General features: G+C 60.7%; 26 protein-coding genes and 1 pseudogene. 17 read left to right on the forward strand and 10 right to left on the reverse strand.

Translation table 11 applies throughout. The features are described 5' to 3' along the window. Nucleotides 1-79 precede the first annotated feature (79 nt). On the forward strand, nt 80-682 hold the full coding sequence (locus ECTOBSL9_RS12565; protein ID WP_063465339.1) for a hypothetical protein: 603 nt from the start codon (nt 80-82) through the stop codon (nt 680-682). Between the two features lie 34 nt (nt 683-716). On the opposite strand, the gene tnpA is transcribed toward ECTOBSL9_RS12565, so the two are convergent. Beyond that, complete coding sequence (gene tnpA, locus ECTOBSL9_RS12570) at nt 717-1,133, reverse strand: IS200/IS605 family transposase (protein ID WP_063465340.1); 417 nt, start codon at nt 1,131-1,133, stop codon at nt 717-719. A 22-nt stretch (nt 1,134-1,155) separates the two neighbouring features. On the opposite strand from tnpA, the gene ECTOBSL9_RS12575 reads away from it, so the two are divergent. From ECTOBSL9_RS12575 to ECTOBSL9_RS12590, 4 genes are all read left to right on the forward strand, one after another. Beyond that, a complete protein-coding gene (locus ECTOBSL9_RS12575) occupies nt 1,156-2,430 on the forward strand; it encodes an RNA-guided endonuclease TnpB family protein (RefSeq protein WP_082829918.1) in 1,275 nt (424 codons plus the stop codon). Nucleotides 2,431-2,506: 76 nt separating this feature from the next. Beyond that, entirely contained in the window at nt 2,507-2,746 is a 240-nt protein-coding gene (locus ECTOBSL9_RS12580; protein WP_063465342.1) for a hypothetical protein, read from the forward strand. A 95-nt stretch (nt 2,747-2,841) separates the two neighbouring features. Beyond that, nucleotides 2,842-5,616: an ATP-binding protein gene (locus tag ECTOBSL9_RS12585; RefSeq protein ID WP_240480980.1), complete on the forward strand. Its 2,775-nt coding sequence runs from the start codon at nt 2,842-2,844 to the stop codon at nt 5,614-5,616. Between the two features lie 167 nt (nt 5,617-5,783). Beyond that, nucleotides 5,784-6,020, forward strand: a complete 237-nt coding sequence (locus tag ECTOBSL9_RS12590) for a hypothetical protein (RefSeq protein WP_156500123.1) — start codon at nt 5,784-5,786, stop codon at nt 6,018-6,020. On the opposite strand, the gene ECTOBSL9_RS12595 is transcribed toward ECTOBSL9_RS12590, so the two are convergent. Next, nucleotides 6,015-6,521 (reverse strand): type IV toxin-antitoxin system AbiEi family antitoxin domain-containing protein, encoded by a 507-nt coding sequence (locus tag ECTOBSL9_RS12595; RefSeq protein WP_063465345.1) that lies wholly within the window; start codon nt 6,519-6,521, stop codon nt 6,015-6,017. The genes ECTOBSL9_RS12590 and ECTOBSL9_RS12595 overlap by 6 nt on opposite strands. A gap of 174 nt (nt 6,522-6,695) precedes the next feature. On the opposite strand from ECTOBSL9_RS12595, the gene ECTOBSL9_RS17020 reads away from it, so the two are divergent. After that, on the forward strand, nt 6,696-7,112 hold the full coding sequence (locus tag ECTOBSL9_RS17020) for a hypothetical protein (protein WP_156500124.1): 417 nt from the start codon (nt 6,696-6,698) through the stop codon (nt 7,110-7,112). 692 nt (nt 7,113-7,804) lie between these two features. Continuing rightward, nucleotides 7,805-8,008, forward strand: a complete 204-nt coding sequence (locus ECTOBSL9_RS17025) for a hypothetical protein (protein ID WP_156500125.1) — start codon at nt 7,805-7,807, stop codon at nt 8,006-8,008. Nucleotides 8,009-8,016: 8 nt separating this feature from the next. Here the strand turns inward: ECTOBSL9_RS17025 and ECTOBSL9_RS12600 are convergent, their stop codons facing one another. Then, on the reverse strand, nt 8,017-8,931 hold the full coding sequence (locus ECTOBSL9_RS12600) for a conjugal transfer protein TraG N-terminal domain-containing protein (protein WP_063465346.1): 915 nt from the start codon (nt 8,929-8,931) through the stop codon (nt 8,017-8,019). A gap of 17 nt (nt 8,932-8,948) precedes the next feature. Then, nucleotides 8,949-9,773 (reverse strand): FimV/HubP family polar landmark protein, encoded by an 825-nt coding sequence (locus tag ECTOBSL9_RS12605; RefSeq protein ID WP_063465347.1) that lies wholly within the window; start codon nt 9,771-9,773, stop codon nt 8,949-8,951. Nucleotides 9,774-10,209: 436 nt separating this feature from the next. Between ECTOBSL9_RS12605 and ECTOBSL9_RS12610 the strand changes: the two genes are divergently transcribed. Together ECTOBSL9_RS12610 and ECTOBSL9_RS12615 are read left to right on the forward strand one after the other, a co-directional pair. Beyond that, complete coding sequence (locus ECTOBSL9_RS12610; RefSeq protein WP_063465348.1) at nt 10,210-12,156, forward strand: PAS domain-containing hybrid sensor histidine kinase/response regulator; 1,947 nt, start codon at nt 10,210-10,212, stop codon at nt 12,154-12,156. Between the two features lie 92 nt (nt 12,157-12,248). Then, nucleotides 12,249-14,003 (forward strand): diguanylate cyclase, encoded by a 1,755-nt coding sequence (locus ECTOBSL9_RS12615; protein ID WP_063465349.1) that lies wholly within the window; start codon nt 12,249-12,251, stop codon nt 14,001-14,003. 190 nt (nt 14,004-14,193) lie between these two features. Here the strand turns inward: ECTOBSL9_RS12615 and ECTOBSL9_RS12620 are convergent, their stop codons facing one another. The 4 genes from ECTOBSL9_RS12620 to dksA form a co-directional block, all read right to left on the reverse strand. Next, a complete protein-coding gene (locus ECTOBSL9_RS12620; RefSeq protein WP_063466190.1) occupies nt 14,194-14,580 on the reverse strand; it encodes a DUF2237 family protein in 387 nt (128 codons plus the stop codon). 112 nt (nt 14,581-14,692) lie between these two features. Next, a complete protein-coding gene (locus tag ECTOBSL9_RS12625; RefSeq protein ID WP_063465350.1) occupies nt 14,693-15,328 on the reverse strand; it encodes a DUF1826 domain-containing protein in 636 nt (211 codons plus the stop codon). Then, entirely contained in the window at nt 15,325-16,557 is a 1,233-nt protein-coding gene (zigA, locus tag ECTOBSL9_RS12630; protein ID WP_063465351.1) for a zinc metallochaperone GTPase ZigA, read from the reverse strand. The genes ECTOBSL9_RS12625 and zigA overlap by 4 nt, the downstream gene beginning before the upstream one ends. Nucleotides 16,558-16,603: 46 nt before the next feature. Beyond that, the gene (gene dksA, locus ECTOBSL9_RS12635; protein ID WP_063466191.1) at nt 16,604-17,008 is read right to left on the reverse strand and encodes an RNA polymerase-binding protein DksA; all 405 of its coding nucleotides are present in this window, start codon (nt 17,006-17,008) and stop codon (nt 16,604-16,606) included. 437 nt (nt 17,009-17,445) lie between these two features. On the opposite strand from dksA, the gene ECTOBSL9_RS12640 reads away from it, so the two are divergent. The 7 genes from ECTOBSL9_RS12640 (at nt 17,446) to ECTOBSL9_RS12670 (ending at nt 21,472) form a co-directional block, all read left to right on the forward strand. Then, nucleotides 17,446-18,165 (forward strand): hypothetical protein, encoded by a 720-nt coding sequence (locus ECTOBSL9_RS12640; RefSeq protein ID WP_156500126.1) that lies wholly within the window; start codon nt 17,446-17,448, stop codon nt 18,163-18,165. 135 nt (nt 18,166-18,300) lie between these two features. Continuing rightward, complete coding sequence (locus ECTOBSL9_RS12645; protein WP_205631966.1) at nt 18,301-18,498, forward strand: hypothetical protein; 198 nt, start codon at nt 18,301-18,303, stop codon at nt 18,496-18,498. A 79-nt stretch (nt 18,499-18,577) separates the two neighbouring features. Then, nucleotides 18,578-19,114 carry a class I SAM-dependent methyltransferase gene (locus tag ECTOBSL9_RS12650; protein ID WP_240480981.1) on the forward strand — a complete coding sequence of 179 codons (537 nt, stop codon included), beginning with the start codon at nt 18,578-18,580 and terminating at the stop codon, nt 19,112-19,114. Between the two features lie 69 nt (nt 19,115-19,183). Beyond that, entirely contained in the window at nt 19,184-19,417 is a 234-nt protein-coding gene (locus tag ECTOBSL9_RS12655) for a hypothetical protein (RefSeq protein ID WP_063465354.1), read from the forward strand. A 232-nt stretch (nt 19,418-19,649) separates the two neighbouring features. Continuing rightward, the gene (gene iscB / locus ECTOBSL9_RS12660; RefSeq protein ID WP_063465355.1) at nt 19,650-20,981 is read left to right on the forward strand and encodes an RNA-guided endonuclease IscB; all 1,332 of its coding nucleotides are present in this window, start codon (nt 19,650-19,652) and stop codon (nt 20,979-20,981) included. 63 nt (nt 20,982-21,044) lie between these two features. After that, nucleotides 21,045-21,188: a type II toxin-antitoxin system RelE/ParE family toxin gene (locus ECTOBSL9_RS12665; protein WP_082829922.1), complete on the forward strand. Its 144-nt coding sequence runs from the start codon at nt 21,045-21,047 to the stop codon at nt 21,186-21,188. A gap of 11 nt (nt 21,189-21,199) precedes the next feature. After that, nucleotides 21,200-21,472: a HigA family addiction module antitoxin gene (locus ECTOBSL9_RS12670; RefSeq protein WP_063466192.1), complete on the forward strand. Its 273-nt coding sequence runs from the start codon at nt 21,200-21,202 to the stop codon at nt 21,470-21,472. A 182-nt stretch (nt 21,473-21,654) separates the two neighbouring features. Here ECTOBSL9_RS12670 and ECTOBSL9_RS12675 read toward each other — a convergent pair. Beyond that, a pseudogene (locus tag ECTOBSL9_RS12675) lies at nt 21,655-21,813 on the reverse strand (integrase); the annotation flags it as partial. Between the two features lie 70 nt (nt 21,814-21,883). Here ECTOBSL9_RS12675 and ECTOBSL9_RS17865 point away from each other — a divergent pair. Continuing rightward, complete coding sequence (locus ECTOBSL9_RS17865) at nt 21,884-22,081, forward strand: ATP-binding protein (RefSeq protein ID WP_082829923.1); 198 nt, start codon at nt 21,884-21,886, stop codon at nt 22,079-22,081. On the opposite strand, the gene ECTOBSL9_RS12680 is transcribed toward ECTOBSL9_RS17865, so the two are convergent. Continuing rightward, complete coding sequence (locus tag ECTOBSL9_RS12680) at nt 21,999-22,463, reverse strand: diguanylate cyclase domain-containing protein (protein ID WP_168161564.1); 465 nt, start codon at nt 22,461-22,463, stop codon at nt 21,999-22,001. The genes ECTOBSL9_RS17865 and ECTOBSL9_RS12680 overlap by 83 nt on opposite strands. Nucleotides 22,464-22,546: the final 83 nt, after the last annotated feature.

Raw genomic sequence — 22,546 nt, forward strand, 5'->3', positions numbered from 1 at the left:
TCTCCTGTCGGAATGATCAGAGCTTAACCCCTGGTCCGAATCTTGGGGTCCACCTCAGTATTGCTTGCGTTTCCTGCTCATGATCAGATTCTCCTGTCGGAATGATCAGAGCTTAACCCCTGGTCCGAATCTTGGGGTCCACCTCAACCTGGAGCGGGTCAATCTGCTGCTCGAGGTATTTGCGCGGGATGAAGAAATCGCGCTGCAGCTACAGACTTGCTACCAGGCGTTGCGGGCCCACGTGGATGATCAGGAAGAGCCTGAGCACCACGAACCCCGGGTCTGGTATGTGATGCAGGGGAAAACTTTCAATCCCCAGCAGGGTCTGACCTATCTTTGGGCGCCGATCGAGGGGAAAGGCGGGCGTTCATTTAACCACTGGAAAGCTGTGGGCGAGGTCAGGCCGGGAGATATCGTCGTTCACCATGCGGCAGGTGGGGTTCAAGCGGTCTCACGGGCGGAGTCGATGCCCTTCGTGACGCCCCAGCCAGATGACGTCGACAACGAGTGGCGTGGTGATGGTAACCGTGTCGACCTTGAGGTGCTGGTTCAGCTAAAGCAGTCGGTCACTGTAGATACCATCCGGCAGAAGAAAGCGCAGCTGCAGAAAGCCCTGGCCGATGTGCGTGGCCCCTACCAAATAGCGCCGCAGTGCTCCGCCTATAGCCGCGCAGCGGCTTAGGGGGTGGTGAAGCGGCGCATGGCGCGCAGCGCCATCACTCCGGCGCTTCCTGCTGTTCGATGTATTGCTTCAGGACCGAGAGCGGCGCCCCGCCGACGCTGATGATGCAGTAGCTGCGAGACCAGAACACCGGCTTGTGCCAGTAGTAGCGCCGTATGTGCTCCCCGTACTCCTTGCGGATCAGTCGGGAGGTGACAGTCTTGAGATTATTCACGAACGCAGATGGCGCGGTGCGCGGCGTCAACTCCAGGAGCAGATGCACATGATCCGGTTCGCCGTTGAACTCCAGAACCTCGCCTTCCCACCTTTTGGTGGTAGCGCGGACGATTTCTTCCAGGCGGGAAAGCATCGGGCTCGTGATGCACTTGCGCCGGTACTTGGTGACGATAACCAAATGGTACTGGAGCCGATATGTGCAATGGTAGAGCCGTTTTAGCGGTTGCGAGTCCATAACAACCAAGTATACTTTCAGTATGGTCCAGCGCAAGGTCACATACCGGCTTTACCCAACAGCCGCCCAGCTTGCCGCCCTGGAACACCAACGCTGGGTTCACTGTCTGCTGTGGAACGAAGCACTGGCTGAGCGGCGGCGGGCCTGGAGCGAACGGCAGGAGTCACTGGGGTTTTCGAGTCAGTGCAAGCGATTGACCCAGTGGCGACGTCTGTCGAAACTGCTTCGCGGCCTTAACGCCCAGTCCACACAGGTCACGCTCAAGCGCCTGGATCTGGCATTCAAGCACTTTTTCCGTCGGGTAAAGAACGGCGAGACGCCGGGCTTTCCGCGCTTCAAGCCCCTGCATCGCTTCAAGGGTTGGGGTTACAAAACCCACGGTGACGGTTGGCGCCTGATCACGAATGAACGGATGAAACACGGGACATTGCGGCTCAGTGGTGTCGGCAAGATCGCGATCCGGGGCAAACCTCGAACCACCGGCACGCCGAAGACCTGCGAGGTATTGTGTCGCAACGGCCGTTGGTACGCGTCGGTGACGCTGAACTGCGAACCGTCGCGTCAGCGCGGAGACGAACTTGGCGGTCTGGACTGGGGGCTGGAAACCTTCGCCACCATGGCCACGCCCGCGGGGACCGAAACCATCGGTAACCCGCGCCACCTGGCCAACAGTCTGAACGAAATTCGCCGGGTCCAGCGCCACATCTCCCGCAAGGAGGAGGCGGCCAGGAAGGCGTCCGGCAGACAGCGGCGCTTTCCTGTCTCCAACCGGCTCCAGAGGGAATACGAGCGCCTGCGCCGTCTTCACCGCAAGGTGGCGAACCAGCGCCACGATTTTCAGCACCAGACGACGGCGCGGCTTGTTGGGCAATTCGCCGTCCTGGGCCTGGAGGCACTGAACATCCGCAACATGACCGCTTCGGGCGGTCAGTACAAAAAGGGCTTGAACCGCAGCATCCTCGATGCCGCAGGCGGGGCCTTCCATCAACTGCTCGGGTACAAAGCGGAAGAGGCTGGGACCTGGGCGATGGAGGCCCCGACGCGGCAGCTCAAGCCCTCGCAAACCTGTCACGCCTGCGGGCGCCAGGAGAAGAAGCCGCTCGGCCAGCGGCGTCATGAGTGCCCTTGTGGCGCGTCCTGCTCGCGGGACGAAAACGCCGCTCGGGTCTTGATGAACTGGGCCAAGCAGCAGTTATCCGGTCGGGAACGTGGCCGATGCGTGGAGGGCGGCAAGACCGAATCATCCCCGGATGATCCGGCACGCCCCGAGAAGCGCGAAACTCACGCCATAGCCTGAAAGGCTTGGCGGGAGTAGTTCATTACGTCTATCGCCTGATAGCCGATAACGCGCCAACCTGCCGGCCGGTGGCCAGATGAAAGGCAATCGCACAGGGCGTTACTTCATCACCCGGCTGGGCCTGGAGGAGGCGCTCAAGGAGCGGGAGCCAGAGCTGCAGTTCCTCAGTAGCTGGGAAAAATTCATCGAATGGAAGACGCTGAAGACGCGCTACCCTTCCGTGCGTGTTCGGCGTCAACGGTTTACTGATCCACTCACTGGTCAATCAGAGAGTGAACTCGAATTCATCGCGGAAGCAGACCTGGAGTCGTCATAATATCACTGAAAGCCTGGCGAGATGTCGTCACGCCACATAAGGATGTGCTGGGAGGCACATTCAAGCAGTCGGAATTTGCTGCGGATATCACCCAAGTGGCAACCGGCACGGCACCCGAGGAGTATCAGGACGCCGAGAAGTTTTTCTCACGCACCTACATCACCGAAGGCATGCGCCTGCTGCTGATCTCGGTGGCGCAGCGCCTTGCTGGAAAGGGTGGCGACCCGGTCATCCAGCTGCAGACGGCCTTTGGTGGCGGCAAGACGCACACCATGCTGGCGGTCTACCACCTGGCCTCCCGCAAGACCTCCACCGACAAGCTCCACGGCATCCCGCCGATCCTGGATGAGGCGGGCATTCACGAGCTGCCCAGCGCCCGGGTGGCGGTCATTGATGGCATCAACATGGCGCCCAGCCAGCAGTCGGTGAAGAAGGCAGGGCAGAAGGTCACCACTCTCTGGGGGGAGCTGGCCTGGCAGCTGCTGGGCGACGAAGGTCTGGCCATGGTGAAAGAGTCCCACGATCGGGGCACCTCTCCCGGCAAGCAGGTGCTGGTCGAGTTACTGCAACGCGCCTCACCCTGCGTGGTGCTGGTGGATGAGCTGCTGGCCTATATCCGGCAGTTTGAGCTCGGCAAGTCATATTCTGCCGGCACCTACGACAGCAACGTCAGCTTTATCCAGGCGCTCACCGAGGCCATGAAGGCGGTGCCCAATGCCATTCTGCTCGCCTCCCTGCCGGAATCGGAGCTCGAAGTCGGTGGCACCATGGGCCAGCATACCCTCACCGCGCTGGAGAAGTACTTTGGCCGCGTGGAGTCGGTGTGGAAGCCGGTCGCTACGGAAGAAGCGTTCGAGATCGTTCGCCGCCGGCTTTTTGAGAACGCTGGGGAGCGTGCCGAGGTGGAAGGCATCAGCCGGCAGTTCTCGGACTTCTATCGGCAGTATGCCGAGAAGTTTCCCACCGAGACTCAGTCCAATGAGTACTTCGAGCGCCTGTGCCGTTCCTACCCGATTCACCCCGAGGTGTTCGACCGTCTCTACGAGGACTGGTCGACACTGGATAAATTCCAGCGTACCCGCGGCGTGCTGCAGTACATGGCGATCGTGATCCACAACCTGTGGGTGTCGGGTAACCGGGACGCCTTGATCATGCCCGGCTCACTGCCTCTGGAAGACAGCAGTGTGCGTGACAAGAGCATCCACTATCTGCCCCAGGGCTGGCAGCCGGTGATCGAGCGGGAGGTGGACGGCCCGCGCTCTGCCGCTCAGGCGCTGGATAGCGAGGTCGCCCTCTTTGGCGGAGTCCACGCGGCTCGCCGGGCGGCACGCACGATCTTCCTGGGCAGTGCGGCCTCCAGCAGCACCCAGGCGGCCCGTGGCATCAAGCAGGAGCGCATCCTGCTGGGCGCCGTGCAGCCTGGGCAAGCGATCGGCGTCTTCGAAGACGTGCTCAAGCGCCTGCGCGACCGTCTGCATTATCTCTACTCCGAGCAGGATCGTTTCTGGTTTGATACCAAGCCCAACCTGCGTCGGGAGATGGAGAGTCGCAAGCAGAATATCAGCGAGCGAGATGCCTTGATTCCGTTACTCAAGGAGCGCACCGCCCGCCTGATGGGGCGTCAACACCACTTTGCCGGCATCCACGTCTTCACCGCCTCCAGCGACGTACCTGACGAGTATGGCAGCGGGCCCCGCCTGGTGGTGTTGCCGACCGGTGCCGCCTACAGTCGTACCGAGAGCAACCAGGCCTATCGGGCCGCCGAGGAGATCCTTCGCAACCGTGGTGAACAGCCGCGTCAGAAACAGAACCGACTGATCTTCCTGGCGGCCGATTTCGACGTGGTGAGCCGCCTGAAGGACCAGGCACGTACCTTCCTGGCCTGGAGGTCGATCGTGGAAGATATCGACAGCGGCGCCCTCAACCAGGACCTGACCCACCTGCGCCAGGCCAAACAGAGTCGCGACTCGGCCGAATCCTCGCTGTCCCAGCTGATTCGAGAGACCTACAAGTGGCTGATGGCTCCAGTGGAGGAGTTCATGAAGGGCAAGCCGACACTGAGATGGGAGGTCGTCCAGGTCTCGACCACCACCCCGAACCTGATCGAGACCATCGAGAACAAGCTGCGCGAAGAGGAGTGGCTGATCTACGAGTGGTCGCCGATCTTCCTGCGCAACATCCTTAACCAGTGGTACTTCAAAGATGGTGTGACCGAGGTCAGCGCCGTCAAGGTGTGGCAGGACAGCTGCCACTATCTCTACCTGCCGCGCCTGGTGAACGACAGCGTGTTCAGGAACGCCATGAACCAGGGTGTCGCCTCGGAAGATTTCTTTGGCTATGCGTCTGGCAAAGAAGGGGACCGGTACCTCGGATTCACTTTTGACGAGGGCAGCATCGGCGGGCTGGATACCGAATCGCTCATCATCGAGCGCGAGGCCGCCAAGGCATACCGGGACAAGCTGGCAGCCGAGGCTGCACAACGCGCCAACAAGCTGGCTGATCGTAATGCTGATCAGCCAGGTGGATCAGATGGCGCGAGCGCCCCAGCGGGCACGGGTGAGGGCACTGCGTCTCCCATGGACTCAGGATCCGGCGGCGTCACTGTTGCTCCGAGCCCCGCCTCTCAGAGCGTTGTCAAAAAGCAGTTTTACGGCACAATCACTCTCGACCCGGTCAAGGCCAAGCTGGATTTCGCCAACGTGGTCGACGAGATCGTCCAGCAGTTCACGCTTCGCACCGGGGTCGAGGTGAAGATCTCGGTCGAGATCGAAGCCACGAGCCCCGATGGCTTCGATGAGGCGCTGCAGCGGACCATCAAGGAAAACTGCAACGTGCTGAAGTTCAGCAGCTCGGAGTTTGAGGGGGAGTAAATCGGCCGGTGCCGAGGGATGATGGTCATGGTACCTGGATGGACGGGGAAGAATCCCTCCGACAGAACACGGGCTGCATGCGCGAAAACAACTCGAAGTACGAGTCTGTTGCTCACTGAAAGGGGAAGATTCCAGGGAGGTGCCGAGTGTTCACCTGCCTGGATACCATGGCCTCGATCCTGGTATCTGCCTACACCCAGCGGGTGGATGCCGCCACGGGGCATGAGGAGGATACCTACGTGTACAGCGTGTACGTGACGCGGGAGCAGTGGGAGCAGATCCACTTTGGTGCATTGGATCAGGTGGAACCGGCCTTGGCACTGGAGCGGTTCGAACTGCGACGGAACATGACCAAGACCGGGATTTTCCGGGGAATCGAGCCTTTTGATTCAGGGCGTTTATGACCAGCCGACCACCTGGTTTTCGGGATGGGCGCCCGCCTGATCATGCTGCGCCACCCGGTAGACGCCGCGGCGCACCTGTTCCAGGTGACCCTGGCGTTTGAGCTGGGCGAGGCGTTGCGGTAGGTTTTGCGTCGGCAGGCCTGCCTGAGTGGCACGTTCGCGGATGTCCGCCAGGGTCACCTCCGGAGCCTGGGCGATGATCTGCAACCACTGCTCAGCTTGATTGCGCTGCGGTGATCGGCCCTGGAGTGGGCTGTACTTGGGCAGTCGTGCGCCAAGTTCAAGGAGTTTGCCGTCCAGATGGGCCAGTTCAGCACGCTGGACTTCCTGCAGACGCCGTAGGGCATTGCGGTGGCTCTCGATCAGTTCCCGCCGTTCGGCCTTCAGGGTCTGGAGTTGCTCGCGGCGGGAAGCCTCTTGTTGTTCATATTCTTCCCGGGCCTTGTGCTTCGCCAGTTCATAGAGTTCTTGTGCGGTGAGTAGGTCTAGACTATTAGTCATTGATAGGTTTTCTGGTGTCTTCTTGCACATGAATGCCTCGGATCTTCAGCCGAAGAGGCATAATGGGTGCTCTACTAAAACTGAGAATCACTTCACGGTATTTCTGTACCTTTATGGAACTCTAGAGCTAAATACCTATTGGTTGGCATGGTTATAACCTAAAGGAGAAAAGTGATGTCTTGGGGAGTTGATGAAGCTCAAGTCATTCGCGAGATGATAAAGCATGAGGCTAATGTCAGTAACCATCGTCTGACATGGCTTGCAGCCCTGCAAGGTCTATTGTTTGCAGCGCTAGGTTTCTTCTGGTGCTCCGAGGGGGCAGGTCCGTATATATTGATCTTGTCAGTATTGGGTGTATTCTCCTCTGCGTCAAGTCTCTATTCGCTTTGGTTAGCTCATCGCGCTACGGAAAACATTTTAATCTCATGGAACGCGAATAAGCTCGATACATATAATGGTCCCGATGTCATAGGTGCTTTCGTTACTGGTAGTTCACGTTGGTTTCTGCCGTGGTTTTGTCTGCCATTACTGCTTATTTTGGCTTGGTCTTCCTTTCTTTTGATTGCATTGTACAGTGATGGAGTTTTCTAATTTGAGTCCATCTTCAGCGCAACTCGGAGCCTGCCTATCTGGTAGTCCGCAAAGAAGTTACTTCAGCTTCGATTTGCCTATGGGGCATCCGTCCATCATCGATGATCTTATGGTCCCCTTTGTCGTGTGAGGCAAGCCGGCCCTTTGGGATAGGGCCCTTCCCCTTCATGGCCCCTTCCATTCCTGTCCTTGATGCCCCTTTGGGCCCTTTGCCGTTTTCTGTTGGGGTGTCCACAGAATCCGTGGATAAGGTTGTGGATAATTCCTGGAAGAACGTCTGCTGGGCTTGCAGGATGAGGGCCACGGAACAGATTGGACACTTTTTGATCAGGTCCTGGGCAGGGAGGCCGGGGATGGGGCGGTGACACGACGGTTCCAGGATCTGGAGCTGGTGTCGCAGGGGGGGGGCACAGAGTGGCTTTTCGACCCGTATTGACGGGCTATACTCGCTCGAGCGGGCGAAATCAAAGCGGGCTGGTGGCGTGATTCAGCCCCGGTTCATGGACGGCCGTTAGCATCGGGGCCTGGCGGGGTTCCGCAGGAGGTCGTGTGATGAGGGTGGAAATCTGGGGTTCGCAAGTCCACGTGGTGGACCTGGTGTCCGGCTCGCTGTTGCTGATCGTGGCGGGCTTCCTGCTCTGGAGTGTCTGGGCCATCCGCCGCAAGGGATTCAGAGGCGGTACTGGGGTGGTGTGCGCAAGGTCAGCGTGGCGACGATGGGTGTCTCGATTGCCATTCTCGGGGCGGTGTTCCATATGATGGGAGTGGTGGCGAAGGCGATTCTCGACGCATGGGGGCGTTCCGATTCAGGTGTCTACTATGCAGGTTTGGAACCTGAAGACCCATCAAGGATGCGTATAGATCCACCTTTTTCCGACTCAAATGATAAGGATTGAGGGTTGATCTATCTGCCTTTGCCCCTGGTCGCTACCCTGTTGGCTAAACTACCTCCCTGTTGACCGGCTTGCTTGCTGGGATTGTTCAATTCACTGGTGGCGTTATTGATCGCCCCCACCGCCTTGAACCCCACCCACCCCATCATCGCACTCCAGATCACCGGCAGCCCCAGGTACAGGCCGGCGATGATGGTGGTGAGCAGGATGGACTTCAGGTCCGGGCCCACCCGATCCAGCAGCGAGGTGCCGGTGTACAGGGACTGCAGCAGGTTGTTGTCCACCCACAGGGTGATGTGCCATAGCACGGCCCAGAACTTGACCGTGAAGATGGCGATGGCGCCGACCAGCAGGATGGAGGGCTGGTACATGCCGAACAGCAACACCAGGGGCAGCATGGCGTAGATGCCCATCAGGGTCAGGGCCTGGATGAAGGGCAGGGCCTGCAGGATGAGGGCGAGGGTCGGCTCCATGAACAGGGTGTAGAACGAGACCAGGCCGATGGCGGACACGCCCTGGGTGAACAGTTCATTGCCGGAACCCACGATGCCGGTGGATAGGCCGACAGAGAGCGGGGGCAGATCGTCCGCCTCGAAAGACTCGGCGTGTGGGTCCGTGACGGAGGTCTCGCCACCGGCCTCCACATCGCCGGCCAGGGCACCGGCACCATCCACCTCATAGGCGACCGGATCGGACTCGCCACCCCCGCCAAAGAGCATGACCGCACTGACCACTAGCAGAACGACGATGGCACCGCCGCCGATGATCACGCCCTTGGGCGGGGGGCTCAGCTGAGGGGGCTCACTGCCGGATGTCTCGAGGTCATCCAACGGCGGCAGCAGGCGCGGATGCTCACTGAAATCAGCGCCGGATTCGGGGCGCGTGGGGTGGTCATGCGTTTCCTGGGACTGTGGATCGTTCGCCATGACGGGCCTCCTGGACATCAGTCATCGATCTGAGCGGACTCGGCTGCGGGCCGCCATCGGTCGAATTGCGCGCGGATGATGGCTTCGGCGTCGGTCGTCGGGATGGCATCGACGCTGGCCGAGTCAGGGACACGCAACCACACCCCTTCGCGCAGCAGGTTCATGTTGGGTTCGCCGCCCAGGCGCAGGAAGGCCTCGGGATTGGCCTGCCAGAGGGCCACCAGACCCTGACGGGCGCGATGGCCCGGCCACAATTCGGAGGCGATATCCAGGAGGGTCTGCTGAGGCCGGACGGGGCCGTAGTCACCTACCGGTGCCGGCGCTGGCGGCTCCACCCAGCGGGGCGCATCCCGTGTCTCGGCCCGATCTGGCGGTTCCCGGAGCGCCATCGGCGGGATATCGCCGTAGCGCTCCACATACCGGGTCTGGTATTCCGGTCGCAGCTCGAACGACACCAGGCGGTGAACCGGATCCAGGCTCACCTGCCAGGCCTCACCGGCCAGCGTGGCCAGGGCCTGCTCCAGGGGCAGGGGGCCCAGGTGGCGATGCACCTCGGGCAATGGCTGGTTCAACAGCACCGGCCGATAGGGATCAGCGTAGGCCGCGTCGGCCAGGGCAAACCCACTGGGGGGCAACAGGTGACGCACCGCATCGCCCACGGTCTGCACGCTGCGCCGTGGGAAGCGCACATCAACGATCACCGAAAGAGGCCGCACCTGCTCCGCCGTGGGGATTGGTGCCAGGGTCTGATAGCGACCGACACGCACATCGCCGCTGGCTGCCGCCATTGTGGCGCCGAGGGTCGTGGTGACCACCAGGGTGGTCAGGAAGCGTTGTCGCATGTCCGTCTCCGGAAAAGAGGCGGGCCCGCGCCAGATGGCAACAGACCCGCCGTAGAGGCAGTCCATGGCTGGCAAACCGTGGACGCCACCATCTTTCCGAAGGGGTAGGGCAGGGGGCAATGAAAAACCGTTCATCCAAATGGGTGCGGTTTTTTTGAGTCGCCCGTGAGTAGCTATTGGGTTTCCAAACCCCAAGCGAGGTGCTGAGGGTACTTCAGGGATGTGACTTCACTGGGAGGCTGACCATCCATATTCGGTGCCGACGTCCGGGGATGTCACACGCAGTTCAACGGTGTCTGACACGCTTGACCAAGACATGCCGGCTACGTCGGGCTAAACTGCCGCCGAAGTGGCTAAATGGAAATTGGGCTGTACGTGGCTCCTTGCTCGACCGCAGGAGGGCCGTATGGCTCCAGTAAGCTGAGGGGAAGGTGTAATGACGGGTGAACCGCATGCATTGGCGCGCAGCGTGTCGCGCCTGCCGTCGATGGTCTTTCAGTACCGGATGAACCCGGATGGAACCTGTCGATACGAGTATGTCAACCAGGCCATCGAGGCAATCTTCGGGCTCACCCCTGATCAGGTACTGGATGATCCCATGACGGTGATGGAGCGGATGCACCCCGACGATGCTTCCCAAGTACGACGGTATTTCGGTCACTCCGCCGCCACCCAGACCGCCCTCCGCTACCAGTACCGAGTCCACCATCCGGAACAAGGCTTGCTTTGGGTGGAAGAGTACGCCCAACCGGAATCCTTGCCCGACGGGTCGATCCTCTGGCACGGGCAGGTCTTTGATATCACCGAGTTCAAGGTGCTGGACTCCGAGCTGTCCTTGAGCCGTGCACGGCTGCGCGAGGCCAGCAAGCTGGCGCATCTGGGTCATTGGGAAATGGATCTGCGAACCAATGATGTGTGGTGGTGCGATACAACCTGTGAATTGCTTGGTTGCGATACGTCTGACTTCAAGCTCCCGGTCGAGGAGCACTGGGGCCGTCTTCATCCTGATGACCTGGATCGGGTGAAGGCAAACCATGCGAGCGCCCTGCAGGATAAGCGGCCCGAGATCAGACCGATTGAGTGCCGAATACGCCGGGATGATGGTAAGTTCATCTGGGTGACAAACTGGGCCCGGATTCGCTTCGATGAGGACGGCGAACCCGTGCAGCTTTTCGGCACGACGCAGGACATCTCGGAGCGCAAGCGGCTCGAACAGACCCTCATCGACTCCAAGATGGCGGCAGATCGAGCGAACCAGTTCAAGTCGGATTTCGTGCTCGGGATGAGTCATGAGTTGCGTACGCCGCTGAATGCCGTGCTGGGTTTTGGTCAACTGCTCCAGCACGATCCTGACCTGACGCCCGAGCAGGCCGCCAACCTGGAGGAGATCCAGAGGGCAGGCCAGCATCTGCTGGGGCTGATCGACGAGATCCTGGATCTGTCGAAGGTGGAATCGGGGCGTCTTGAGCTTTCCACCTCGACCGAGGACTGCGGGATGCTCGCAGAGGAAGCCATCAGCCTGGTGACCGCCCTGGCAGAGAACCGCTGCGTCAGGCTGGAACTGGATGTGGAGGATGATATTGCGGTGGATTGTGACCCCACCCGGCTGCGTCAGGTCATGGTCAACCTGTTGTCCAATGGCATCAAATACAATCGCCCCAATGGTGAGGTGAAGCTCAGTGTCCGGCGGCAGGGTGACGGCGAGCAGGAAAGCATACGGATTGATGTCAAGGATACCGGGATCGGTATTCCGCAGGACCGAATAGCTGATGTGTTTCGGCCCTTTGAGCGACTGGGGCGGGAGCATGTAGAAGGCACCGGTATCGGCCTGGTCATCAGCAAGAGGCTGGTGGAAGCCATGGGCGGTAGCCTATCCGTGGAAAGCGTCCAGGGGTCGGGCAGTCGGTTTTCTATCACCATGCCCCTGGGAGATGGCGCTCAGTCCTCCGTGCGGGCAACGCGATCGGTGACTGTCAATGCCGAAAAGGCCCGGGGTTTGGTTCTGCACATTGACGATAGCATGACCAATCTCAGGTTGTTGCAGCGCGTGCCGTCGCCCTTGGACGCTGTAGACTACATGGGCTCGCCGACGGGCTCGTTGGGCCTGGATCTGGCCACCGCCTACAAACCCCGTCTGATCTTCCTTGACCTTGAACTCCCGGATATGCACGGCTTTGAGGTGCTCGGCCGACTTAGATCAATGGTGGCAACGCGTCATATCCCGGTGGTGGGTTTGACGGCCCGAGCCTCGGCCAATGATGTTTGCAGGGGCCTGGAGGCGGGATTTGATCGCTACATCGGGATTCCCTTTGATATCGACGAGGTCATGGGAGCCATCCATGCATACATGGCCCAGGATGAAGGGGATCGGTTATTGGGATAGAATCGCGGCCCATTTCCCAGAATATGGATTTTGATGTGGCGTGTACCTGATGCTTCTCGTTAGCCCGTATCATGCCATCCCAGGATACGGCCATGGCGTTTGAGAAAGGGCAGCGCAGGTTCGCCTGGCGAAGGGAGCTCGCCATCCTGAGTGTCCTGCTGATGGTTGTCTGGTTCTGGCCCGGCCCATCGTGGGCAGGGAGTCATGGATGGCCGGAGCCGATCAATGTGGTCGACCGGGAGCGGGTATCCCTGGCACCTCACAGTGCGGTTTACATGGATCAGGCTCGGCGGACCGCACCCGAGGCTCTGCTGGCACAAGGGTGGCCCGACTTTGTGGAGGTGGATTCGCGCTCCTTCAACCTGGGTATGTCACCCGGCGTGCTCTGGGTGGCCTTTGGTTTGCAAGACCTGGATGCCCGGGCCCGACTGCTCTATCTGGACAATCCTCTGTTCGATTCTGTGACCCTGTTCGCACAGGACGAGGACGGAGGCTGGCGTGAAGTGCCCCGACACCGGGCGGTGGCCTGGGATCAGCAGTTGCGCGAGGCCTGGCGCCACGTCTTCCATCTTGCCGCCGACGGCCCGGGCACTCGGTACCTGCTGCGGGTGGAGACGGGCCAGAATCTGCGGTTCCATGCCGAGATACAGACCCTTGAGGGGCATCAGGCGCAGACCACCCGATTCTGGCTGGCGCAGGGGGGATATCACGGCATCATCCTGGCCCTGGCGATCTACAACCTGTTCCTGCTCTTCAGCCTGCGTGACACCAGCTATGCCTGGTACATCGCCTTCATTGTTTCCACCGCGGGTTATTTTTTCTTCCAGCGAGGTCTTCACCTGGAGTTTTTCCCGGGGTGGGGGAGTCAGACCACCCAACTCCTGATGTTCCTTTGCCTGGCACTGTTGTCCACGTTTGCGCTGCAGTTCACACGGCGTTTTCTGCTGATGCGCCGCCGCGATCCGGGTTGGGACCGGTGGCTGCGCCTGGCCTTGCCCCTGCCATTGATCGGCATCGTGCTGCATGTATGGGCAGGCACGGCCGGCAGTGTCCTGTTCTTCTCTCTGGTGACGCTGGGGGTGATCGTGTTGGTGGTGGGCGCCAGCCTGCGCGCGTACTACTTTCATGGCTTCCGCCCGGCGTTGTATCTGCTTATGGCCTGGGCGGTCATGGTGATCGGCGCCCTGCTCTTCATCCTGGGCGCCTTGGGGATGCTGCCCAATAATATGCTCACCTATTATGCGGTCCAGGCCGGCTCGGCCCTGGAAACCATGCTGCTGTCGCTGGCCCTGGCGGATCGCATCCGTGAACTGCAGTCCGAGCGCAAGGCTCTGGCACGCAGGGGAGATCAGCTCGAACGGGTCACGTTGCTGGATGAACTCACCGGCCTTTACAACCGCCGTCATCTGGACCGCACCCTGCCGGAAATGGTGGCTCGTGCCTGCCATCTTGGATCTCCTCTTTCCGTGGCGGTGGTCGATGCAGACAACTTCAAACAACTTAACGACACCCATGGCCATGCCGTGGGTGACCAGGTTCTGATCCGCATGGGGCAGGTCATGGCCGACTCGGTGCGCCGGGGAGATGTGGTGTGCCGCTATGGAGGAGAGGAATTTGTCCTCCTGATGCCGGGTGCCGACGCGCTCACCGCCCGGGAGATTGCCGAGCGTTTGCGTCGGGCCGTGGCCAGTCTGCTCCACCCCGTGGATGGCGTGAGTGGTCGGCAGACCGTCAGCATCGGATTGGCCACGCTGCAGCCGGGCGAATCCCCACAGGCTCTGTTTCTGAGGGCGGACAAGGCCTTGTATGAGGCCAAGACCGCGGGCAAGGACCGGGTAGTGGGGTGAGCTTCTGATAGACAAATCATCGATGCCGTGAAGCGCTTGTACACCTGGAATATGTTCTTTGTGCCCGCAGTCGACCCTGAGCGGTCATTCAGTGGGAGGTGGTGTGACAGGCTGCAGTCTGCTGTAAAGCTGACGCCCGAGACCTTGAAGGTTTTACCCGGGATTGTTTCGGGCTGTGTGTGACGCTCGCTCAGGACTTGGTGGGGTGATCCAGGGCGTAGCTTTCGAGAACTTCCAGCGGAATGATGGCGAGAGTTTCCTCGTGAGTGGCGCGGAGATAGACGCCGGGGGCTTGGCCAGCCTTGTGGGCTTCGAGCCAACGGCCGGCGCATAAACACCAATGGTCGCCAGGTTTAAGGCCCTGGAAGCCCATCATGGGATTGGACGTCATGAGGTCGTTGCCCTGGGCGCGCGAGTACTCGAGAAATTCCCGGGTCATCTTTGCGCATACGGTATGGATGCCACGGTCTTCATGGCCAGTGTTGCAGCACCCGTCGCGATAAAAGCCCGTCATGGGATCGGCGCCGCAAGCTGCAAGCTCCTCGCCGTATACGTTGCGTGAGGGGAAGGGGTTCATGGGATGCTCCAGAAGTGTATCGTTGGCCATTTTACGATCGGTTCGGGAGGGATAAAAACCTCTCATCTACCTGGGTCCGAAGCACTCGAACTCTATCCGAAGGGCGTCTTGGTCATGATGCGCCATCAATGCGCAGCCGCAGACGTGCGGGCTGTTCAGGAGATGGCGCTGGTGACCGATGCACCTGGGATCGTTCTGATGGCGCCGGGTAGGTACGCCCCTTCATGAGGAGGACGTCCATGGGCGCAGCCTGGTGAGGTGTACTGCCACCACAGACCTTCTCGTTCGCACCCTGTCCTAACCAGCCTCTATCCACTTGGGTGTCGTCCAGGTATTCGGTGCCTGTCCCAAGATAGGTGCATACCAGACGTAAATCCAGATTGTCTACATGAAAATAGGGACACTCCTGATGGCTGATCGTGTCCAGGCTGATATCCAGGAGTGTATGTCCGGACACTCGCTGGAAATAACCCGCCAGCACCTTGATGTCCGCTGCAAGCCACTTCAAAGCACCCAATTGGCTTTCCAGTAGATCGTTTAAGTCGTCCAGCGCCACAACCCTTTTGAGCCTGGGTGATTCTCGAACAGCCAGGCTGATCAGCTCCTCATCGTGTTCAACCAGCTGCCGTTGCCATAGCACCATGCTGCAATCGAGCCGGTGAATCAGGGACAGGTCTTGAGGGTGTTGCGTGGTCAGAATCCCAGCGATGGGAGCCACCGCCGTACCTGCTGTTTCTGGCACACTCATGGGGCTTCTCCGGTTTGGACTTCGGTTTCCTGATGGGCCAGCCGCCACGCGGGGAAGGGATCTTCCAGGTGTTCCCACATTGCTGTCCCGCCGGCCATCTCAGTGTCGGTGAGCAGGCAGCTATCCAGTTGCGCACGCAGTTCGTGCTCTTTCATGTTCATGCCAATGAAAACCAGCTCCTGCCGGCGATCACCGAAATGCTCATCCCAAAGTGGAACCACGCCGTTTTTCCACCAGGTTTCGTTCACGGGCCGGTCTTCTTCCGCCACGGCGGCCCACCAAAGCCCCGCAGCCTCATGGGTGAGCGCGCCGCCCGCTTGGGAGAGACTGCCAGCCCAGTCGTATCGCGAGGCGAGCCAGAAATACCCTTTGCCGCGGAGAACCCCGGGCCAGTCGCTGCTTAGCAAGGCATGAAATCGGGCGGGGTGGAAGGGACGCCGCGCCTTGTAGACAAAGCTGGTAATGCCGTAGGACTCCGTCTCCGGCGTGTGGATCCCCATCATTTCCTTGATCCATCCTGGCGCTTGGCTGGCCTTTTGGAAGTCAAAGGACCCGGTGCCCAGGATACTATCGAGCGGCACCTTGCCGTAGCTGGCCTCGATGAGCCGCGCATCCCGGTTCAAGGCTCTGACGACGCCTTTCACCTGCTGGAGTTCTGCCTCGTTCACCCGGTCAGTCTTGTTGATGATAATGACATCAGCAAACTCAATCTGGTCCGCTAGCAGATCCACGACCGAGCGATCATCTTCTTCACCCAGGGACTCCCCCCTGTCGCGCAATAAGTCGACCGACGCGTAGTCATGCAGCAGGGCAGCGGCATCCACTACCGTGACCATGGTGTCGAGACGCGCCACATCGGACAGGCTACGGCCCTGTGCATCACGGAAATCGAAGGTGGCCGCCACGGGCATGGGTTCTGAAATACCCGTGGATTCGATCAGCAGGTAGTCGAAGCGCCCTTCTACGGCGAGCCGGCGGACCTCCAAAAGCAGATCCTCGCGCAATGTGCAGCAGATGCAGCCATTGGTCATTTCCACCATCCGCGCTTCAGTCCGAGAGAGGTCCGTGTCGCTTGATCTGACCAGGGTCGCATCGATGTTGACCTCACTCATGTCGTTGACAATCACGGCTACCCGCATCCCATATCGGTTGCGCAGTACATGATTAAGTAGTGTGGTTTTTCCTGCACCAAGGAATCCAGACAGAACGGTCACGGGAAGCTGTTTCATGGGCTGCACTCCATGGAGTCGTGGATGAATGAACCGAACGCGGGCCTCAAGGGCCTCGGTAATTTCTTTCCCTGGTTTCGGCCTGTTGCTTGGCCTCGATGCTCAGGGTGGCGGTGGGTCTGGCCAAAAGGCGCCTGAGGCCTATAGGTTCTCCGGTGACATCGCAGTAGCCATAGGTTCCATCCTGGATGCGTTTCAGGGCCTGATCGATCTTGCGCAATAAGGTGGCCTCGCGCTCTCGCAAACGGATCTCCAGACCCTGTTCCTCCTCCCGTGCGGCGCGGTCCAATTCGTCTGCCGCCCGCTGGGTCTCGCGCAAATGATCTGTGGTGGTGCGGATGTCATTGATGATTTCAGCGCGCATTTTGAGTAACTCCGCGCGGAAATAGGCGATTTGTGTCTCGCCCATGTACTCACTGGAGGGCATCTGGAGCAGTTCGCGGGTCGTCAGCATGCGGGTGCCTCTATCCGAGTGCGAAGGTCGGAAATGATAGAGTAGTTATAACATAACTATTTGTGGATGATCCAACCACACACCACTGAGCCCTCAAGAGCGTTTCCGGTCAACTGGATGTTGATTGCAGTCGCGGTCACTCTCACGCGCAAATTCCCAGCATGGTCTGGGCGAGATTGACCAGCAGCACCAGGATCAACATGATGAGGCCATGAAGCCAGAGGTTTCTGGGCGGGGGTTGAACAGTGTGTCGGGTTGAATTCACCGGTTTTGCTCTTGGCCAATGTCTGCTGGTTGCAGTGGCCCTGCTTGTCACGGCCTGCTCGGCATCGGTCGATCCGCCGGAGAGGACCGGCGAGTGGTTGGTGGACCTCGGTTCAGTGTATTGCAGTCCCCTCCCGGTGGTCAGTTTTTCCGCCGACCGGGAGTGGATGGTGTTCTGGACTCGATATTTCGATGGCGATGCCGATACCGGCAGGCGCTCTCCCATCACATCGCCGGCACTGCTGGAGGTGGATGGCCGGCGGCTGGTTTTGCCTGCAGGGCCGGTGGATCGCGTTGATGGCCCATCCTTCTCCCCATCCAGCCTGTGCTGGGATGACGCTGGAGACGGCCTATTCGTGCGCAGCAGTGGCCAGTCAGGTGATGCGGACCGCCCCTGGTATCGGGCCGATGTCGGGCCCGACTCGAGGCTGGTTCCGGTCTCCGCGCCGCCCGAGTCCTGCCGCCGCCCACCCGAGGTGGAATGGCAGTGGCACCGCGAGGTCGTCATTCCCACCGAAGTTCGTGGCGGGCTGCAGGTGATTCGTGACGGCTGCTGCACGGCTGAGCTGCGACTTGCGGATGGTCGTCTGCTGGTTCGCCACGAGGCCCGCAGCAGGCTGTCGGATCTTGTTTCGATCGGAAGTTACGCTTGGTCGGATTCCAGAACCCGGCTGGCTTACACGCTGCACGAGGAAACGAGCTGGCGCTTCGGACAGCCGACCCGCAGCTTCGTTCTTGAGGAGCCTGAGCAGCCGGATCTGCTGGACGGCCAGGTCTACGCTTTTGCCTGGCGCGGCGATGACGAGCTGATCGGCTGCGCAAACCGCCCGCGCAGTGAAGGGGGCGGCAGCAGTCTGAAGCGCTGGCGCTTCGAAGCGGCCCATCGTTGATGTGATGGGCACGAGAAAGACGATGACCAGTTGCATCCTATTGAGTGGCAGACTGGCCCGGGAGCCTCGGCGAGGGCTTACGGCGAATATTTCGTCAAATCAAGCGTGGCCAGGGCCATCAGTTCCTTATGCTTGGTGGACAGCGTTCCCTCTGCCGGGGGGCCGTTCTGTATTCTTTCCGACAAGGCCGTGGCCCTGCTGCGGCGCCTGGGGTATCGGGCCCACAAGCTCAACGACGGCGTCTCGGAATGGCAGGCAGCAGGTCTGCCGCTGGAATCCCGGGACGCAACCTCACCCACCGAACACGAACCCAGGAGTCACCGCCATGCCTGACAGAGCCCATTGGGATGAAGTCTACGCCACCCGGCCCAGTGATTCGCTCAGCTGGTATCAGTAGGGCGGGGGGTTGTCGATGGACTGGATAAGGCAACTGAACCTGCCACCCTCCGCCAGCATCATCGATGTGGGGGGCGGGACCTCCCGCCTGGTGGATGAATTGCTGGCCGCAGGGCACGACGATCTCACGGTGCTGGATCTATCTCAGCAGGCCCTTGAGACTTCCAGGGCCCGTCTTGGGGATGCCGGTGGCAGGGTGTCCTGGTTGGCGCAGGACATCACCGAGGCCGATCTCCCTCCGGCGCGTTTCGATCTCTGGCATGACCGCGCCGTGTTTCATTTTCTTACCGACCCATCGCATCGCCAGGCCTATGTGGAACGCCTGCAACAAAGTGTGCGCCCCGGTGGACGGGTGATCATGGCCACGTTCGCAGACACGGGCCCGGAGCGCTGCAGTGGTCTGCCGGTGATGCGCTACGGGCCCGAAAGCCTCCATGTGGCGCTGGGCGAGGATCTGCGACTGCTCCGACACGCCAGCGAGCATCACACCACGCCCACCGGTGCTGTGCAGCACTTCAATTTTTGCCTTTTCGAGCGACCGCTTCACCCGTGACCGGGGGGCTGAAGACCGCTTCCAGCCCCTTTGAAATTCAAGCTCATTTCCGAAAACCATGGAGTTGTTATGTCCACCTCACGTCGCCAAGGCCTGGCCACCCGCGCCATTCACGGAGTGTCCGGCCGGGATCCACAAGGGAGCCCCCACACCCCCATCTACAACACGACCACGTTCGGCTTCGATTCCACCGCTGATCTGCTCGATGTGGTGGACGGTCATAAACCGGGCAGCTTGTACACCCGTTATGGCGTCAACTACCCCCGCCTGAAGGCGGGAGCTTGTGAAAGCAGGCTGGGTTGACCAGGGAGAGCGGTGAAAGCCCGCTACGTTTGCAACAGGTCGTCAAGACCCACCGGCGGATGCTGCCTCAGTCTGCCGCTCTGGAAGGCCGGGATCATGCTGGCGAAAGGTAAAACGCCGAAGGTTTTGGTCGCCGCGCAAGCGGGAGCCGGTTGCAGACATTCCCGAGGGGAGCGGGCCGCAAGGCCCTGTCACCAGACCCGTAAGGGTTCTGTTTTTGGAGAGCGTTGAAATGGCGGTTTTGGTACTGGACAGGCGTAAAAAGCCCCTGATGCCGTGTTCGGAGAAACGCGCACGGCTACTGCTGGAACGGGGTCGGGCCGTGGTCCACAAGATGCGTCCGTTCACGATCCGGCTGAAGGATCGCACGGCGGAGGCATCCACCTTGCAGCCGGTACGAATCAAGATCGATCCCGGCAGCAAGACCACCGGGGTGACGGTGATCCGCGAGGATGATTCCGACCCGGAGCAGCAGCAGGTATTGATGCTGATGGAGGTGGAGCACCGTGGCCACCAGATCAAGGACGCATTGACCCAGCGCCGCGCCTTTCGGCGGCGTCGCCGGGGGCAGTTGCGTCACCGGGCACCCCGGTTCGACAACCGCACCCGGCCTCGGGGCTGGTTGGCACCGAGCCTTCAACACCGGGTGGATACCACACTGGCCTGGGTGGCGCGGCTGCGCCGACTGGCCCCGGTCACAGCCATCGACCAGGAGTTGGTTCGATTCGATACACAGGCGATGGAAGCCCCCGAGATCAGCGGCGTGGAGTACCAGCAGGGGACATTGCACGGTTACGAGGTGCGCGAATACCTGCTGGAGAAGTGGCAACGGCGCTGCGCCTACTGCGGGGCCAGGGACTTGCCTCTGGAGGTGGATCACATCCATCCCCGGAGCCGGGGCGGATCGGATCGGGTCAGCAACCTGACCCTGGCCTGCCACGACTGCAATCAGGCCAAGGGGAATCAGCCCGTGGAAGCCTTTCTGGCTGCCGATCCCAAACGTCTGCAACGGATCAAAGACCAGGCCCGTGCGCCGCTCAAGGACGCGGCAGCGGTCAATGCCACGCGCTGGGCGCTGTTTCAAGGGCTCAAGGCCATGGGCCTGCCCGTGATCACTGGCAGCGGCGGTCGCACCAAATACAACCGCCAGCGGTTGGGCCTACCCAAGACCCATGCACTGGATGCGGCTTGCGTCGGTCAGGTCGCAGCGGTCACGGGCTGGAACGTGCCGACGCTGACGACGCGGGCCACGGGCCGGGGGAGTTATCAGCGCACGCGGCTCAACCGCTTTGGCTTCCCCCGTGGCTACCTGATGCGGAAAAAACAAGTGAAGGGCTTTCAGACCGGAGATCTGGTCCAGGCCCAGGTGCCGACCGGCAAGAAAGCAGGCACGTATCAGGGCCGCGTGGCCATCCGCGCCACCGGCAGCTTCAACATCCAGACCGCCCAAGGCGTCGTCCAGGGCATTTCACACCGCCACTGCCGTCTGCTGCAACGAGCCGATGGCTATGGCTATACCTTCCAACCCAAACCACTACAGGAGGACGCGAGCAGGGCCGCGTGATCGTGCTACGCACGATGCGCTATCCCTCCCCGACCTGAAGGACGGGGTTTCTCGCGCAAACTGATGAATCTGCCGGGCTGGTCTTTGCACCCACTCAGGGGCAACCTGTCAGAGCATTGGTCCGTTTCGGTCAGCGGCAACTGGCGGCTGACCTTCAGGTTCGATAACGGTGATGCAATCCTGGTCGATTATCAGGACTACCACTGAGGAGGGTCATGATGACGATGCACAATCCGCCGCACCCCGGAGAATTACTGCGCGATGACGTGTTGCCTGCGCTGGGTCTTTCGGTGGCGGCCGCGGCTCGCGAACTGGGCGTCACGCGGGCGGCACTGTCGCGTGTACTGCACGGTCACGCGGGTATTTCACCAAAGATGGCTTTGCGCATCGAGCACTGGCTGGGTGTAGAACGGGGCGGGCGCGCCGAAGTCTGGGCAGGAATGCAACTCGATTACGATCTATGGCGTGAGCGCCACGGCAAGGCGGCGTAGGCAAGCCTGATTTGGGAGACGCTGTAACAACCGGGAAACAATCAATCCACCCCCCTCGGCATCCAACGCCCCGTGAGGGACCTCTCTATGAGGTGTTCCTGCCGTTGCCAATCAATGTGGCAGTGCTTGCTCCGGGCCGGTCAGCGTCCCTGGTGGGAGGGGCGCTGACCGGCCCAGGCATATCAGCATTCGGTGCGTTCGGCCATCTCCAGTGCGTCATCGACCTCGATGCCGAGGTAGCGGACGGTACTTTCCAGCTTGCGATGACCAAGCAGGAGTTGCACCGCCCGCAGGTTCTTGGTTCGCCGGTAGATCAGCGTGGCCTTGGTGCGGCGCAGTGATCCCGCAGACCTGCTCAACCAAGTGAGGCTGAGCATGACCAGCGAAGCTCAGTAGAAGGGCCTGACATTAATGGGCGAGGTGGATCCTGACGTGCCGCCGCGTCTGTGGGGTGACCCGGAGGCGGTCAAACAGACGCTGGTGATCCTGGTGGATAATGCGATCAAGTTTACCCATACAGGACGCATCACGCTGATGTTAAAAGCTGATGAGTGCTGGCTACGCTTCCTGGTTGAGGATACCGGCCCAGGGTCTCGCCCAGTCCGATGATGGCCCGGATGATGGCGGCATCCTCGGGGTGATGGGCGGGTCTTCCTCCATGTCGGAGACGAAGGACCGATCGATCTTGACGCGCGAGATGGGGTAACAGCAGGATGAACTCATCGCCGCCGAAGCGGGCCACGGTGTCTTCCTCGCGCAGTAGGGCACGCAGGCGTTGCGCCATGTGGATCAGCAGTTGATCGCCCTGGGCAATGGCCTGACCGATCCTGTCCAGCATGACGCTGCGATTGGGCAAACCGGTGAGCGGGTCATGGAAGGCCAGATACTCCAGACCCTCGTTCAGGGCGCGCTTGTCCGAGATGTCCTCCGCCAGCCTGATGTAATGCGTCACCTCCCCACGGGCATCTATCTGCAGGAATCTACCGGACACACCCATACCCCCGGAACCGGTGTCCATAGGGCCCGAGAGTGGCACCAACGACACTTGGCGCTGGAGGCTCCGCCAGAAATATG

It is taken from the genome of Ectothiorhodospira sp. BSL-9, from assembly GCF_001632845.1.
GTDB lineage: Bacteria > Pseudomonadota > Gammaproteobacteria > Ectothiorhodospirales > Ectothiorhodospiraceae > Ectothiorhodospira.